Genomic DNA, 13434 nt, shown 5'->3' with positions numbered 1-13434 from the left:
CCTCACAGGTCCGCCCCGATGTTGAGCGACACGGTCCAGCCCGCTTCATCGCCCGTCAAACCCCGCGCCACGTCGATGCGCACCGGGCCGACCGGCGAACGCCATCGCGCACCGACACCCACGCCGTAATGCAGGTTCGGCGTACTGCCGTCGTAGGCATCGCCGAAGTCGACGAACACCGCGCCGCCGTAGTCGCGCGTGAAATACCGTTCGAACTCGACGCTGCCGGTGACGACGTTCTTGGCGCCTTCCGCGTAATCCCCGTTGCGCGGGCCGATCTCGCGCCAGCCGTAACCGCGCACGCTGCGGTCGCCGCCGGCGAAATAGCGCAGGCTCAAGGGAATCTGGAACAGTTCGTCGGTGAACGTGTGGCCGTACTCGCCGCGCAGCAACAGGCGATTGTCGGGCCCGAGGCCGCGGATCCACCGCGCGCTGGTGTGCAACTGCAGGAACGTCGCATCCGAACCGACGCCCTCGATGCCACCGCGGATCGTCGCCGCGCCGGCGATCGCGCGACGCGGATACAGGCGATCGTCGGCATCCACGTATTCGGCGGTGAGCGCCGGATACAGGAGCGATGCGTATTGGTACGGCACTTCGGGATCGAGCGGATTGTCCGATGGAAAACGCCAGCGCTCGCGCAGGGCATGCAGCGACACGGTGGCGGTGAGGAAGCGGTTGATCTCACCGCTGCGGCTACCCACCAGCTCGAGCCGGCGCGTGTCGGCGAACTCGGACTGCTCGTCGGCGAGCTGGAGGCTGCCCGTGTACCACCCATCGAGCCACAGGAATGCGGGCACTCGGTACTGCAATGTCGCGGTCTTCTTGCGCTGCGCGTAATCCAGCTGCGCGAGCGCTTTGTGTCCGCGGTCATTGACGTAGCGCCGCTCGAGCCCGAACCGCACGCCCGCACCGCTGTCGGTGCCGTAACTCACGCCGGCGGTGTACACGTCGCGCTTTGCGGGGGTGAGCGTCACGACGACGGGCACCTGGCCGTCGACCGCCTTCTCCGGCTGCGGTTCGATGTCGATGCGCGAGAAGTAATCGAGCGCGGTGAGCGACTTGCGCAGCCGGTCCAGGCGGCCCTGGTGGTAGTACTCGCCTTCGTTCCAGTACACGAGCTTGCCGAGCAGCGCGTCGCGGACGATGCGCCTGGGCGCCTGCACGAAGGTGATCGTGCCCATGTCGTAGCGGATGCCGCTGTCCCAGCGCAGCGAGACGTCGGCGGCGCGGTCGGCGCGCGTGACTTCGACCTTCCGCGTGCTGAAGTCGGCGTCGAAATACCCGCGCTCGGCCAGGCGGCGCGTGACCCGCGCCTTCGACGCTTCGTAGATCGCATGGTCGAACACTTCGCCCTGCGTCGGTTTGAAGGCGACGATCTCCTCCTTCAGGTACCGGTCGCTCGCGCCTTCTCCATCGATGCCGACATCGAAGTTGCGCACACGGACCGGATCGCCCAGTGCCACGGTGATGGTCACGGTGACGGGCGCATCGGGCACGCGCGTGCGGTCGACGGTGATCGTCGGCGAGTAGTAGCCGAACGGTTCGAGCGCCTCGCGCGTCTGCGCTTCGGCTTCGCGCACGAGATACGCCATGCGCCGCCCGGAGACATCGCGGCCGATGGAATCCACCAGCGACAGCGAGCGCTTCACGTTCTCGGTCATCACCGGATCGAGCCCGCGCACCTGCACGTCGACGACCTGCGCGGCGAACGCCGGCGCCGCGCTCGCGAGGAGCGCGGTGAGGCAAAGACATTGGAAGACCGGGCGGGGGGAGACCGGAACCATGCGGCCGAGCATACCCGGCCGGGGGATGGGTTATGTAGACAGATGCTCGATGGCCGCGACACTGCCGAGGCGATCGGCGAGGCGCTTGAGCAAGGCCAGGCGGTTGTTCCTGATGGCGGCGTCGTCGACGTTCACCATCACCTGGTCGAAGAACGCATCCACCTGCGGACGCAAGCGGGCGAGCCGGCCAAGGACTGCGACGTAATCGCGCGCCTTGAGCGAAGCGTCCGTTTCGCCGACCGCGGCATCGACCGCTTCGCCGAGATCGCGTTCGGCGCCGTCGGTGAAGCGCGCGGCGTCCACCGTAGTCGCCACGTCGCCTTCGGCCTTTTTCAGGATGTTGCGGATGCGCTTGTTGGCGGCGGCCAGTGCTTCGGCTTCCGGCAGCACCGCGAATGCCCCGATGGCCTGCAGGCGGCGATCGAAATCGAGCAGCGACACCGGGCGCAGCGCGGCGACCGCTTCGAACTGTTGCGGCGGCACGCCCTTGTCGGCGTAGTACGCGCGCAGGCGATCGATGATGAAGTCGTACAACTCGTCGCCCGACGCCTGCGCGCCGATGGGGCCGAGTTGCTGGCGCGCGGTGTCGATCAGGCGGGGCAGGTCGAGGTCGATGCCGCTTTCGATGATCGTGCGTGCAAGGCCCAGCGCGTTGCGGCGCAATGCGAAAGCGTCCTTGTTGCCGGTCGGCTTCAACCCCGCGGCGAAACCGCCGGCAAGCGTGTCGAGGCGCTCGGCAATGGCGAGGACGCGGCCGATCGGCGAAGGCGCGACGGCGTCGCCCGCGAAACGCGGCATGTACGCCTCGTCGATCGCATCGGCCACTTCGTTGGGTTCGTTTTCCACCGCGGCGTAGTAGCGGCCGGCGATGCCCTGCAATTCCGGGAATTCGTTGACCAGGCGCGATTGCAGGTCGGCCTTCGACAGTTCCGCCGCGCGCTGCGCGAGCGAAGGATCGAGGAACAACTCGCGGGCGATGGCTTCTGCCAGGCGCGCCACGCGACCAGCCTTGTCGGCGAGCGTGCCGAGCTTGGCCTGGTAGGTCACGTTCGCAAGGCCTGCGCGCATCGACGCCAGGCCTTGCTTCATGTCTTCGACGAAGAAGAACTTCGCATCGGCGAAACGCGGGCGGATGACGCGCTCGTAGCCCTTGCGGACTTCGGCGACATCCTTGGACACGATGTTGGCGATCCCCACGAACGCCGGCGTCAGCCGGCCCTGCGCATCGAGCACGGGGAAGAATTTCTGGTTGTCTTCCATCGTCGCGATGAGCGCTTCCTGCGGCACTGCGAGGAATTGCGCTTCGAACCCACCCAGCACCGCGCTCGGCCATTCGACCAGGCACGCCACCTGCGCGAGGTTGTCGTCGGCGATGCGCGCGACGCCGCCGGCCTGCGTGGCCGCGGCTTCGACTTCGCGCACGATCGTGCTCCGGCGCTCGTCGGGATCGACCAGCACCTTCGCACCGCGCAGCGCGTCCACGTAATCGCCCGGTGCGTTGATCCACACCGGCTTGTCGTGCAGGAACCGATGGCCGCGCGAATTGCGCCCGGCGCGCACGCCGAGGACGTCGCCTTCGACCACCTCGCTGCCCAGCAGGAGCACGAGCCAATGCACGGGCCGCGCGAAGGCGTGTTCGTGCGCGCCCCAGCGCATCGGCTTGGGGATCGGCATCGCGGCGATGGCGTCGCGCACGATCTCCGGCAGCAGCGAGGACGTCTTCGCGCCCGGTTTGACCGCGCGATGCACGAAGCGCTCGCCCTTGGCGTCGCTCGTGCGTTCCAGCGCCGTCCATTCCACGCCGGCCTTCTGCGCGAAGCCTTGCAGGGCGCGCGTGGCCTGGCCGTCGGCATCGAGCGCGACGTTGAGATACGGGCCCAGAACTTCGCTGCGTTGTTCGTCCTGTTCGACCGACACGCCCGGCAGCACGACGCCCAGGCGACGCGGCGAATAAAGGGGTTTGGCATCGCCGCGGTCGAACGCGATGCCGCGGCGCGCAAGCCCGTCGATGACGTTGTCGAAGAAGGCCTGCGCCAGCCCCGGCAAGGCCTTGACCGGCAATTCCTCGGTGCCCAGCTCGATCAGCAGCGGTTCCATCGCGCTCATGCCAAGGCCTCCGACTGCTTGAGGCCCGGGAAGCCGAGCTTCTCGCGCTGCGCGAAGTACGCTTCGGCCACGGCCTGCGCGAGTTTGCGCACGCGCAGGATGTACCGCTGGCGTTCGGTCACGCCGATCGCGCGGCGCGCATCGAGCAAGTTGAACGAATGCGAGGCCTTGCAGACCTGGTCGTACGCGGGGAGCGGCAGGCCGAGTTCGACGAGCTTCATCGCTTCGCTTTCGCACGCATCGAAGCGGTGGAACAACTCGGCGACGTCCGCGTGCTCGAAGTTGTAGGCCGATTGTTCGACTTCGTTCTGGTGGTAGACGTCGCGGTAATAGACCGTGCCTTGCGGGCCGGTGGTCCACACCAGGTCGAAGACGTTGTCGACGTTCTGCAGGTACATCGCCAGGCGCTCGAGCCCGTACGTGATCTCGCCGAGCACCGGGCGGCATTCGATGCCGCCGGCTTGCTGGAAGTACGTGAACTGCGTGACTTCCATGCCGTTGAGCCAGACTTCCCAGCCCAGGCCCCAGGCGCCGAGCGTGGGGGATTCCCAGTTGTCCTCGACGAAGCGCAGGTCGTGCACCAGCGGGTCAAGGCCGAGCGCGACCAGCGAGCCCAGGTACAGCTCCTGGATGTTGTCGGGGTTGGGCTTCATCACCACCTGGTACTGGTAGTAACGCTGCAGCCGGTTGGGGTTCTCCCCGTAGCGGCCGTCGGCGGGACGGCGGCAGGGCTGCACGTAGGCGGCATTCCACGGCTCGGGGCCCAGCGCACGCAGGAAGGTGGCCGGATGGAAGGTCCCGGCGCCGACCTCGAGGTCGAGCGGCTGGATCAGGACGCAGCCCTGCGCCGCCCAATAAGCGTTGAGGCGCAGGATCAATTCCTGGAAGGTGATTCGAGCCGGCTGGCCGTTCTGCTGCATGGTGCGCGGATTGGGTGGCGTAAAAGCGGGCTAGTATAGAAGCGCGCGTCGATACCCCGGCGCAATGCCTGCGTTTTCCCGGGTTTTGAATTGAACAGCCCCTTCCTGATCGTCGAAACCGGCCAGCCCGTCGCCTCCATGCGCCGGCACGGCACCTTTCCCCACTGGATCCGCGTCGCCGCCGGCCTGACGCGCGACGAGGCGGTGGTCGCCAACGTCGAGGCGGGCGATGCGCTGCCCTCGACCGAAGGCTTCGCGGGCGTGATCGTCACCGGGTCGGGCGCGATGGTCACCGACAAGCATCCGTGGAGCGAGCGCAGCGCCGCCTGGTTGCGCGAGGCCGCCCACGAGGGCGTCCCGTTGTTCGGCATCTGCTACGGCCACCAGCTGATCGCGCATGCGCTCGGCGGGCAGGTCGATTACAACCCCGCCGGACGCGAGATGGGGACGATCGGGCTCGAACTGCATCCGCATGCCGAGCAGGATCCGTTGTTCCGCGGCCTCCCCGCGCAATTCCCGGCGCAGGCCACGCATTTGCAGAGCGTGCTGAAGACGCCCGCCGATGCGCTCGTGCTCGCGCGTTCCTCGCTCGACGATTGCCATGCCTTCCGTTGGCGCGATCACGTGTGGGGCGTCCAGTTCCATCCCGAATTCAGCAACACGCACATGCGCGGCTACGTGCGCGCGCGGCACGACGCGCTCGCGCGCGAAGGCCAGTGCGCCAAACAGGTCAGCCGCGACATCACGGCCGCGCCGCATGCGCGACGCGTGTTGCGGCGCTTCGTGCGGCACGCACGCCACCTGCGCCGTACGCCCTGACCCATTTCCCCATCGGCCGCGGCCCCCACCGCGACGGAGTCTCGATGCAAGTCCGCAAGATCCCCGTATCGCAGGGTTTGGCGTGGTTTCGCGCCGCCATCGAACTCGGCGCGCGCAATCCGAAGGCAGTGTTCGGCGCGTCGCTGCTGTTCATGGCGACGTTGTACGTCTTCGCGCTGGTCATGGTCGGCGTGGTGCTGGCGGTGCGTGGGGAGGCCGGCGGCGCGCCGAACCTGATGCTGATGGCGCTCGTGTTCGTGCCCTTGTTCCTCGGCCTGATGGTGCTGATGCCGATCCTCCTGGGCGGGATGATGCACGTGATCCGCGAGGCCGAAGCCGGGCGGCCGGTGCGTGCGCGGGACCTGTTCGCGCCCTTCCGCTCGCCGCGCGTGCGCACGCTGGTGGTGCTCGGCCTGTTGCAGGTCGTGCTGTCCATCGTCGGCGGCATGGTGATGATCGCGGTGGCCGGCCCGACCTACTGGCAGGAGTACCTGGGCGCCATTCGCGGCGCGATGGGCGGCGCCACGCCGGTGATGCCGCAACCGGCGCATCCGGGCCTGCTCATGGTCGTGCAACTGGCCTTCAACTATTTCACCTATGCGGTGATGTTGTTCGCCGTGCCGCTGGTGTTGTTCTCGGGGCTGGGGATCGTCGATGCCGTGCGCGATGCGTTGCGCGCGTCGGTGCGCAACATCGGCGCGAACCTCGTCGCCGCCGGCCTGTTCGTCGGCGGCACGATCGTCGCGGCGGTCGTCATCGTGATGCTGTCCACGCTGCTCGCGTCGGTCGGGGCACTCGTGCATCCGGCCGTGGGCGCGATGCTCTCGTTGCTGCCGCTGCTCGCCTTCGCCGCGGCGATGCTGGTCGTGCTGGCGGGCGGTGCGTACATCGCGTGGCGCGATACGTTCGACGGCCCGCAGGCCACGCCGCCCCCGTTCGGCGGCATCGAAGCCTGACGTGCGTCAGGCTTCCGGCGTGGCCTCGACCTTCTTGGGCGCGACGAAGCGCGAGGCGATGATGCCCGCTTCGTACAGGGCCATCATCGGGATCGCGAGCATCAACTGCGACACGACGTCCGGCGGCGTGATCACCGCCGCGACCACGAAGATGCCGACCACCGCGTAGCCGCGCCATTCCGTGAGCTGCTTGGGCGTGACCCAGCCGAGCAGCACGAGGATGACGAGCGCGACAGGCAACTCGAAACTCGCGCCGAAGGCGAGGAACAACACCAGAACGAAGTCGATGTACTTGCCCAGGTCGGGCGCCATCTGCACGGACTCGGGCGTGAACTTGGTCAGGAAGTGGAAGACCGCGGGCAGCACCAGGAAATACGCGAACGCGCACCCGGCGTAGAACAGCAGCACCGAGGAGGCCAGCAGCGGTGCGGCGAGCTTCTTCTCGCGCTTGTACAACCCCGGCGCAACGAAGGCCCATGCCTGGTAAAGCAACCACGGCGCGGCGATGAACAACGCGGTGAAGAATGCGAGTTTCACCGGCACGAAGAAACCGCCGGCCGGATCGATCGCGATCATGCGCTGGCCCGACGGCAACTGGCTGATCAGCGGAAAGGCGATGCGGTCGTAGAGTTCGGATGCGAACGGCATCAGGCAACCGAACACCAGCAGCAGCCCCGCCAGCGCCCACATCAGGCGCGAACGCAATTCGATCAGGTGATCGATGAGGCGGGCCGGAACTTCGGAATCAGCGTCCAGCATGGGCGTCGTCGGGCTGCTTCGGGGGGTGCGGTGCGGCTTCGGCGTCTTCCACGGGAACGCCATCGTCGTCGTCGCTCGGCAGCGGCGGTTCCCAGTCCATCGCGCTCGCCGACTCCAGCGAACGCTCTTCCTCGTCTTCGTGCCGGTTCGGTTGCGCGTCCGATTCCTGCGACGCGTCTTCCGGCGCGGTGCCCGCGCCGGGTTCGACGCCCGCCGTCGCGGCCGCCGACACATCGTCGAATTCCTTCTGCATGCGGTCGCGGATCGAACCGACGCCCGAGCGGAGCTGTTCTTCGGCCTGGCGCAGCGACTCGCGCGTTTCCGTCAGGCTGCGCTTGAGCTCGTCGGCGGCGAGGTCCTGTTCGAACTCCGACTTCACCGCGTACCACTGCGCGCGCGCCTTGCGCACCCACAGCCCGGCGAACCGCGCGGCGCGCGGCAGTTTCTCGGGGCCGAGCACGATGAGCGCGACCACCGCGATCAGGAAGATCTCGCTGAAGCCGATGTCGAACATCGCGCGCCTCAGCGCGGAGGATCGTTACGCTGCTCTTGCTCGCGGCGTTCGCGATCGCGCAGTTCCTGTTCCTCGCGCGTCGCGTCGGACAGGCGGGCGGCGGGCTTGTCTTCTTCGTTCATGCCCTTCTTGAAGCCCTTGACCGCTTCGCCGAGATCCTTGCCGACGTTGCCGAGACGCTTGGTGCCGAACACCAGCACCACGATCACCAGCACGATCAGCCAATGCCAAATGCTGAAACCACCCATGGGCGCATCTCTCGGGGGGAAAGAGGCGACAGGATAGCGCAGCGGATGTGAGAACCGCCCGAAGATGAACGGGCGGTCCGTGGGGTCCGATGCGTGGCGCGGGGCTCAGGGACTCGGCGGCAGCGATTCGGTGCGCGCGGGCGCGTCTTCGTCGGGCAAGACAGCGCCGCTCGCCCCGGTGACCGTCGTTGTCTCCACCACCGTCGGTGCCGGCGTCGTGGCCGTGGCGCCCACGGGCGCTGCGCTCGCGACCGGTGCACCGGTCCCGCGATTGCTGCGCGCGAGCGCGGTGGCTTCCTCGAGCTGGTCGCGGATGGCGACCAGGTCCGCCGACGGCAGTTGCGTCGCACGGCCTTCGAAGATCATGCGCGGCGTGCTGCCGCTGCCGTAGGCCGCCTGGTTGGCGTTGTCGTCGATGGACAGCACCGCGCCGTCCAGCGCCACGCCCGCGAACAACCCGCGCGCCCGCGACCAGGACCAGATCTCCGCCTTGAACTGCCCGTCGGTCGCCGTCGCCGCGTTGCGTCCGACCGGACCGGCCGCGACCGCCGCATCGGCGCCGAGGGTGAACTTGCCGTTGACGATCGAATCCACGCCGCGATCGCTGCGGAAGACAAGCACGACGTCGGAGGACTGCACGCCGGCCTGGAAACCGATGCTGCCGCCGGTGAGCGTGATGAAGCTGGGGTTCGACCACGTGCCGTCGGGCAGCTTCACCGCCATGAGTCCGTGGCCGCGGCGGCCACCGATGACCAGGCCGGCCTTGATGGTGTCGGGCACGATGACGATGGCCTTGGCCTCGTCGAGCAACTTGTCGGGGATCGCGTTCTCGGGGATGGCCTGGATGTCGGTGAGCACGCGCACCACGTTGCGTGCGCGTTCGTCCTCGCGAACGCCGGCGACGGCGGATTGGAGGCTGGCTGCGAGCACGAGCGTCGACAGGGCGACGGTCAGGGCGCGACGGGTCTGGCGGGGCATGGCGGACTCCACGATCGGGGCGGGGGCTGCGCAACGGGAAACGAAAAAGAAGGACCAGCAAATCCAGCGACGGTTCAGTCTCCGCGCGCGGCGATGAATCGCGAGCGAACCGGCACGCGTGCGTGACATCCTATGCGCATGCCCGGCATCGAACATCCCCGCGCGGCCGACGCCGCCGTCGTCCTGATCAATCTCGGCACGCCCGACGCGCCGACGCCCGGCGCCGTGCGCCGCTACCTGTCGCAATTCCTGATGGACCCGCGCGTCGTGCAGATCCCGCGCTGGCTGTGGTGGCCGTTGCTGCATTGGGTGATCCTGCCGCTGCGCAGCAAGCGCGTCGCGCACAAGTACGCCGAGATCTGGATGGACGCCGGCTCGCCGCTCGCGGTGCACACGCGGCGGCTCGCGGCGGCGGTGGCGCAGCGCATGCCCGGCACGCGCGTCGTGCACGCCATGCGCTACGGACAGCCGGCGGTGCACGAGGTCCTCGACGGCCTGCGGCGCGAGGGCATCGCGCGCGTCGTCGTGCTCCCGTTGTATCCGCAGTACTCGACGACCACCACCGCGTCGGTCGACGACGCTGTGCGCGCGTCCGGCGCATTGCCCGCACGCGTGATCGGCGACTACCACCTCGACGCCGCATGGGTGCAGGCCGTCGCCGATTCCATCCGCGCGCACTGGGACGTCAATGGCCGCGGCGAGCGCCTGGTGTTCTCGTTCCACGGATTGCCGCAGCGCGTGGTCGACAACGGCGATCCCTACGCCGACCAATGCAAGGCGAGCGTCGCGGGGATCGTCGGCGACCTCGGCCTGCACGACGAGGACTACGTGCTGACGTTCCAGTCGCGCTTCGGCAAGGAGCGCTGGCTGGAACCGGCGACGATCACCACGCTCGAAGCCATGGCGCGCGCGGGGACGCGCCGCGTCGACGTCGTGTGCCCGGGGTTCGCGGTCGATTGTCTGGAAACGCTCGAGGAAATCGCGCAGCAGAACGCCGATGCGTTCCGCGCGGCCGGCGGCCAGGCGATGCAGTACATCCCGTGCCTCAACGACACCCCGGCGCACGCCGATGCGCTCGCCGCGCTCTGCGACAAGGCGCTGCGCGCATGAGTCCGGTGGCGCCGTTGCGCGAGATCCTCCTCGATACACCGTATGGCCGACTGACCGCCTTGCGCGGCGGCACCGGGACGCCGGTGCTCGCGCTGCACGGCTGGCTCGACAACGCGGCCAGCTTCGTGCCGCTCGCTTCGCACCTGCACGGCATCGACCTGGTCGCGCTCGACCTGCCCGGCCACGGCACCAGTCCGCATTTGCCACTCGGCGCCGAGTATTCGCTGGCGGGCACCGTGCAGACGGTGCTCGATGCAGCCGACGCACTCGGATGGGACCGCTTCGCGGTGCTCGGGCACTCGATGGGCGGCGCGATCGGCACGATCCTGTCGGCTGCCGCACCCGAACGGTTGACGCGCTTTCTCGCAATCGAAGCACTCGGTGCATTGGCCGATCGCGAGGACCGCACCGCGCAGCGGCTGCGCGAATCGATTGCCGCCGGGCGCGCGCTGCGCGGCAAATCCTTGCGCGTGTTCCCGGACCGAGAGGCCGCGATCCGCGCGCGCATGCAGGCCAACGATCTCTCCGAACCGGTTGCGCGCCTGCTGGTCGAACGCGGCACGCGCGCGGTGGACGGCGGGTTCACCTGGAGCAGCGACCCGCGCCTGACGGTCGCCACCGCCGTGCGCATGACCGAAGGCCAGGTGCGAGACCTCATCACGCACATCGAATGCCCGGTGCGCGTGCTCTACGCCGATCCGGCGCCGCCCTATTTCCCCGATGCGATGCGCCGCGAACGCGCCACTGCGTTACGTGCGGGGGAGGTGGTGGTGCTGTCGGGCACGCACCACCTGCACATGGAAGATCCGCGCGGCGTGGCCGATGCGATCGGCGGATTCTTCGGCGACGACCCGGTTACTGCTGCTTCGCCAGCTGCAGGTTGATCTTCACGCCGGGGGCTTCGTCATCGACGAGGGACACGGTGGCCGAGCGCTTGTCCTTCTCGTACATCGTGACCTGCTGGTCGGCGGCCTGTTGCATCGAAAGCGTCTGCTTCCAGCCTTCGGTGGCCATTTTCTTGCCGCTCGCCTCGGCCAGTGCGGCCAGCGTGCCCGGCGAATCCAGCTGGACGACCATCGCGTCGGGCATTTCCATGACGCTCAGGACCTTGTAGTCCGACGGCAGGTAGACATCCTTCGGGAATGCGGCCGGCAATTTCGCCGAATCGCCGCCGGCGATGCGCATCGACTGGCCGTCCTTGCCTTCGATGGTGACCTCGCCGGTGTCCGCATCGACATTGGCCTTCTGGCCCGTCGCGCGTTCGATGGCGGCCTCGGCCGCGCGTTCACCGGGCGACTTGCCGCAGGCGACGAGCGCCAGGCACGCCAGGCTCGCGGAAAGGATCAGTCGTGTGTTGCGCATCGCGGAATTCCCGTTGTTCGTCAGACTCCGGAAAACGTGCGCGACGACGTCAACCGGACAACAACGCGCGCAGCGTCGCCTTCAAGCGGCGCCCATCGGCGTGGAAATAGTCGCGCTCGGCGCGCCATGACGGGAAGCGACGTTCGACCTCCAGCCAGAACGCGCGCGAGTGATCGGCGCGCAGGATGTGGCACAGCTCGTGCACGAGCACGTACTCGAACGCCGACGGACGCGCGAGCACGAGCGCCAGGTCCAGTGCGACGACGCCATTGGGCGCGAGCGACCCCCACTGCGACGACATCACCTTGAACTGCACGCGCCGCGGCGGCCGCGGCAGCGTCGGCAGGTACTTCGGCAACCAGCGGCCGATGTCGGTGCGTGCCTGTCCCTCGTAGAAATCGCGTACCGCGCGACGCAGCGCCGCATCGGACGCGCGTTGCGTGGTGCGGAAGACCGCGTGGCCCGCCTGCGCGTCGAATTCGAGCGACGTGAAGCGCCCGTCTTCCCAGCGCAGCGGGATGTCCGCGCCGCGCAACGGCAGTGCGGCGGTGACCCGGCGCTGCAATTCCGGCAGGCCCTGCAACGTGTAGCGATCGAGTTGTTCGGCGAGCCACGCGCGATGCTCGACGAGGAAACGCTCGCCCGAGACGAGGCTCGCGCGCTGCGGCAGCGTCAGGCGTGCGCCGCGTTCGTCGACGGAAAGGCGGAGGCGGCGTGCGCGCGGATTGCGCACGCGCTGGATTTCGATGCTGCGACCGTCGTCGAGCTCGACCGACGTGACGTCGCGTTCGATGACGGGAAGGCGCGGCGCCAGCAGGCGACGGAGATGGGGCATTCGTTCGTGCGATTCGGGCGTCGGGGGGACGCGGGGATTGTAGGCCGCGCGCGCGGCGCGTGTGTCGATGCGCCGCGACGGATTTCGTGCGGCGCCACGTTCCACGCGGGATTCAGCCCTCGACGCGCGAGAGTTTCAGTGCAGGCTCGAGCACGTTGAACAGCCGCTTGGCTTCCGCGGCCATGAGGGCGAAGCGTGCATCGAGTTCGGCGCGCACGTCGTCGCGCTCGGTCGATTCCAGCGAATCGACCGCGCCGTCCAGCAGCTTGAACTTGCGCACGATCAGGTCCTCGCCGAGGACGAACGAAACGCGGTCGTCGAGCGTCAGCGCCAGGCGCGTGACCTGCTTGCCCGATTCCAGGTGCTTGGCGATCTCGTCGCCCTGCAGTTCCTGGCGCTGGCACTTTACCACCGCGCCCTTGTCGGCGGCGTCCTTGAGTTCGCACTCGTCGCCGAGCGTGAGGCCTTCGGGCAAGGGGTCGCCCGCGATCCAGCCCGTGAGGATGCTGCGCGGCGCGACTTCCGCGTTCACCGGCAGGGCCGGGAAGCTGCCGAGCGCGGAGCGGATTTCGCTCACGACGTTCTCGGCGGACTTGCGCGAGGAAGAATCGACGATGCACAAGCCGTGCCCGAGGTCGAGCAGCGCATCCGTGCGGCCGGGGCGCACGAACGCGCGCGGCAACAATTCATGCACCAAGTCTTCCTTCAGCCGCTTGCGCGCGCGCCCGCCGGGCTTGCGCCCTTCCTTGCGCTCGATTTCCTCGAGCTTGCGCGAGAGCAGGTCGTTCACCACCGCGCCCGGCAGCAGCTTGTCCTCGGAGCCCACGCTCAGCCAGATCGCGTCGGAAATGCGATGCGACAGGGCTTCACCGTCGCGGCCGAACGGCGAGACGAATCCGCGCGATGACAACTCCAGCGCACCGACGGGCTTGAGGGCGCATTCGGCCAGGCGGGCGTCGAGTTCGGAAAAGTCGAGGGACGTGGGGAAGCGGAACAGCGTCAGGTTGCGGAAGAACATCGAAATCCTAGGAAGTGCCGTC

General features: G+C 68.3%; 14 protein-coding genes. 4 read left to right on the top strand and 10 right to left on the bottom strand.

Going from position 1 to position 13434, the window contains the following annotated elements:
• Window positions 1-2 precede the first annotated feature (2 nt).
• Genes LF41_RS08920 through glyQ form a run of 3 tightly spaced genes read right to left on the bottom strand, consistent with a single transcriptional unit; the run spans window position 3 to window position 4813 of the window.
• Complete coding sequence (locus tag LF41_RS08920; protein ID WP_036168795.1) at window positions 3-1787, bottom strand: autotransporter assembly complex protein TamA; 1785 nt, start codon at window positions 1785-1787, stop codon at window positions 3-5.
• Window positions 1788-1817: 30 nt separating this feature from the next.
• The gene (gene glyS, locus LF41_RS08915; protein WP_036168701.1) at window positions 1818-3893 is read right to left on the bottom strand and encodes a glycine--tRNA ligase subunit beta; all 2076 of its coding nucleotides are present in this window, start codon (window positions 3891-3893) and stop codon (window positions 1818-1820) included.
• Window positions 3890-4813: a glycine--tRNA ligase subunit alpha gene (gene glyQ, locus LF41_RS08910; protein WP_036168699.1), complete on the bottom strand. Its 924-nt coding sequence runs from the start codon at window positions 4811-4813 to the stop codon at window positions 3890-3892. Before glyQ ends, glyS begins: the two co-directional genes overlap by 4 nt.
• A 90-nt stretch (window positions 4814-4903) precedes the next feature.
• Here glyQ and LF41_RS08905 point away from each other — a divergent pair, with 90 nt between their 5' ends.
• Window positions 4904-5632 carry a glutamine amidotransferase gene (locus LF41_RS08905; RefSeq protein WP_036168697.1) on the top strand — a complete coding sequence of 243 codons (729 nt, stop codon included), beginning with the start codon at window positions 4904-4906 and terminating at the stop codon, window positions 5630-5632.
• Between the two features lie 44 nt (window positions 5633-5676).
• Window positions 5677-6588, top strand: coding sequence for a BPSS1780 family membrane protein (locus LF41_RS08900; protein ID WP_036168695.1), 912 nt, complete (start codon window positions 5677-5679; stop codon window positions 6586-6588).
• Window positions 6589-6594: 6 nt separating this feature from the next.
• On the opposite strand, the gene tatC is transcribed toward LF41_RS08900, so the two are convergent.
• From tatC to LF41_RS08880, 4 genes are all read right to left on the bottom strand, one after another.
• Window positions 6595-7347 (bottom strand): twin-arginine translocase subunit TatC, encoded by a 753-nt coding sequence (gene tatC, locus LF41_RS08895; RefSeq protein WP_036168693.1) that lies wholly within the window; start codon window positions 7345-7347, stop codon window positions 6595-6597.
• Complete coding sequence (gene tatB, locus LF41_RS08890; protein ID WP_036168691.1) at window positions 7334-7861, bottom strand: Sec-independent protein translocase protein TatB; 528 nt, start codon at window positions 7859-7861, stop codon at window positions 7334-7336. Before tatB ends, tatC begins: the two co-directional genes overlap by 14 nt.
• 8 nt (window positions 7862-7869) lie before the next feature.
• Window positions 7870-8109 carry a Sec-independent protein translocase subunit TatA gene (tatA, locus tag LF41_RS08885; protein WP_036168689.1) on the bottom strand — a complete coding sequence of 80 codons (240 nt, stop codon included), beginning with the start codon at window positions 8107-8109 and terminating at the stop codon, window positions 7870-7872.
• 105 nt (window positions 8110-8214) lie between these two features.
• Window positions 8215-9087 carry a lipid-binding SYLF domain-containing protein gene (locus tag LF41_RS08880; RefSeq protein WP_084073499.1) on the bottom strand — a complete coding sequence of 291 codons (873 nt, stop codon included), beginning with the start codon at window positions 9085-9087 and terminating at the stop codon, window positions 8215-8217.
• A 138-nt stretch (window positions 9088-9225) separates the two neighbouring features.
• Here LF41_RS08880 and hemH point away from each other — a divergent pair, with 138 nt between their 5' ends.
• Window positions 9226-10197 carry a ferrochelatase gene (gene hemH, locus LF41_RS08875; protein ID WP_036168791.1) on the top strand — a complete coding sequence of 324 codons (972 nt, stop codon included), beginning with the start codon at window positions 9226-9228 and terminating at the stop codon, window positions 10195-10197.
• The gene (locus LF41_RS08870; protein WP_052116277.1) at window positions 10194-11081 is read left to right on the top strand and encodes an alpha/beta fold hydrolase; all 888 of its coding nucleotides are present in this window, start codon (window positions 10194-10196) and stop codon (window positions 11079-11081) included. Before hemH ends, LF41_RS08870 begins: the two co-directional genes overlap by 4 nt.
• Here LF41_RS08870 and LF41_RS08865 read toward each other — a convergent pair.
• The 3 genes from LF41_RS08865 to LF41_RS08855 all read right to left on the bottom strand — a co-directional run bounded on the left by LF41_RS08865 (window position 11053) and on the right by LF41_RS08855 (window position 13412).
• Window positions 11053-11559, bottom strand: coding sequence for a hypothetical protein (locus LF41_RS08865; protein ID WP_036168687.1), 507 nt, complete (start codon window positions 11557-11559; stop codon window positions 11053-11055). The genes LF41_RS08870 and LF41_RS08865 overlap by 29 nt on opposite strands.
• Window positions 11560-11608: 49 nt before the next feature.
• On the bottom strand, window positions 11609-12394 hold the full coding sequence (locus tag LF41_RS08860; RefSeq protein WP_036168787.1) for a M48 family metallopeptidase: 786 nt from the start codon (window positions 12392-12394) through the stop codon (window positions 11609-11611).
• A gap of 112 nt (window positions 12395-12506) precedes the next feature.
• The gene (locus LF41_RS08855) at window positions 12507-13412 is read right to left on the bottom strand and encodes a recombination-associated protein RdgC (protein ID WP_036168685.1); all 906 of its coding nucleotides are present in this window, start codon (window positions 13410-13412) and stop codon (window positions 12507-12509) included.
• Window positions 13413-13434: the final 22 nt, after the last annotated feature.

The sequence above is a fragment of the Lysobacter dokdonensis DS-58 genome (genome assembly GCF_000770795.1).
In the GTDB taxonomy this organism is placed as follows: domain Bacteria; phylum Pseudomonadota; class Gammaproteobacteria; order Xanthomonadales; family Xanthomonadaceae; genus Noviluteimonas; species Noviluteimonas dokdonensis.
The sequence above is the reverse complement of the archived record's forward strand: the minus strand, read 5'-3'. Positions and strand labels throughout refer to the sequence as shown.

Coding starts and splice junctions, on each gene's coding strand:
- LF41_RS08870 (WP_052116277.1), top strand. CDS start 10,194: ATGAGTCCGGTGGCGCCGTTGCGCGAGATCCTCCTCGATACACCGTAT.
- LF41_RS08900 (WP_036168695.1), top strand. CDS start 5,677: ATGCAAGTCCGCAAGATCCCCGTATCGCAGGGTTTGGCGTGGTTTCGC.
- tatC (WP_036168693.1), bottom strand. CDS start 7,347: ATGCTGGACGCTGATTCCGAAGTTCCGGCCCGCCTCATCGATCACCTG.
- LF41_RS08880 (WP_084073499.1), bottom strand. CDS start 9,087: ATGCCCCGCCAGACCCGTCGCGCCCTGACCGTCGCCCTGTCGACGCTC.
- glyQ (WP_036168699.1), bottom strand. CDS start 4,813: ATGCAGCAGAACGGCCAGCCGGCTCGAATCACCTTCCAGGAATTGATC.
- LF41_RS08865 (WP_036168687.1), bottom strand. CDS start 11,559: ATGCGCAACACACGACTGATCCTTTCCGCGAGCCTGGCGTGCCTGGCG.
- tatA (WP_036168689.1), bottom strand. CDS start 8,109: ATGGGTGGTTTCAGCATTTGGCATTGGCTGATCGTGCTGGTGATCGTG.
- LF41_RS08855 (WP_036168685.1), bottom strand. CDS start 13,412: ATGTTCTTCCGCAACCTGACGCTGTTCCGCTTCCCCACGTCCCTCGAC.
- glyS (WP_036168701.1), bottom strand. CDS start 3,893: ATGAGCGCGATGGAACCGCTGCTGATCGAGCTGGGCACCGAGGAATTG.
- hemH (WP_036168791.1), top strand. CDS start 9,226: ATGCCCGGCATCGAACATCCCCGCGCGGCCGACGCCGCCGTCGTCCTG.
- LF41_RS08860 (WP_036168787.1), bottom strand. CDS start 12,394: ATGCCCCATCTCCGTCGCCTGCTGGCGCCGCGCCTTCCCGTCATCGAA.
- LF41_RS08920 (WP_036168795.1), bottom strand. CDS start 1,787: ATGGTTCCGGTCTCCCCCCGCCCGGTCTTCCAATGTCTTTGCCTCACC.
- tatB (WP_036168691.1), bottom strand. CDS start 7,861: ATGTTCGACATCGGCTTCAGCGAGATCTTCCTGATCGCGGTGGTCGCG.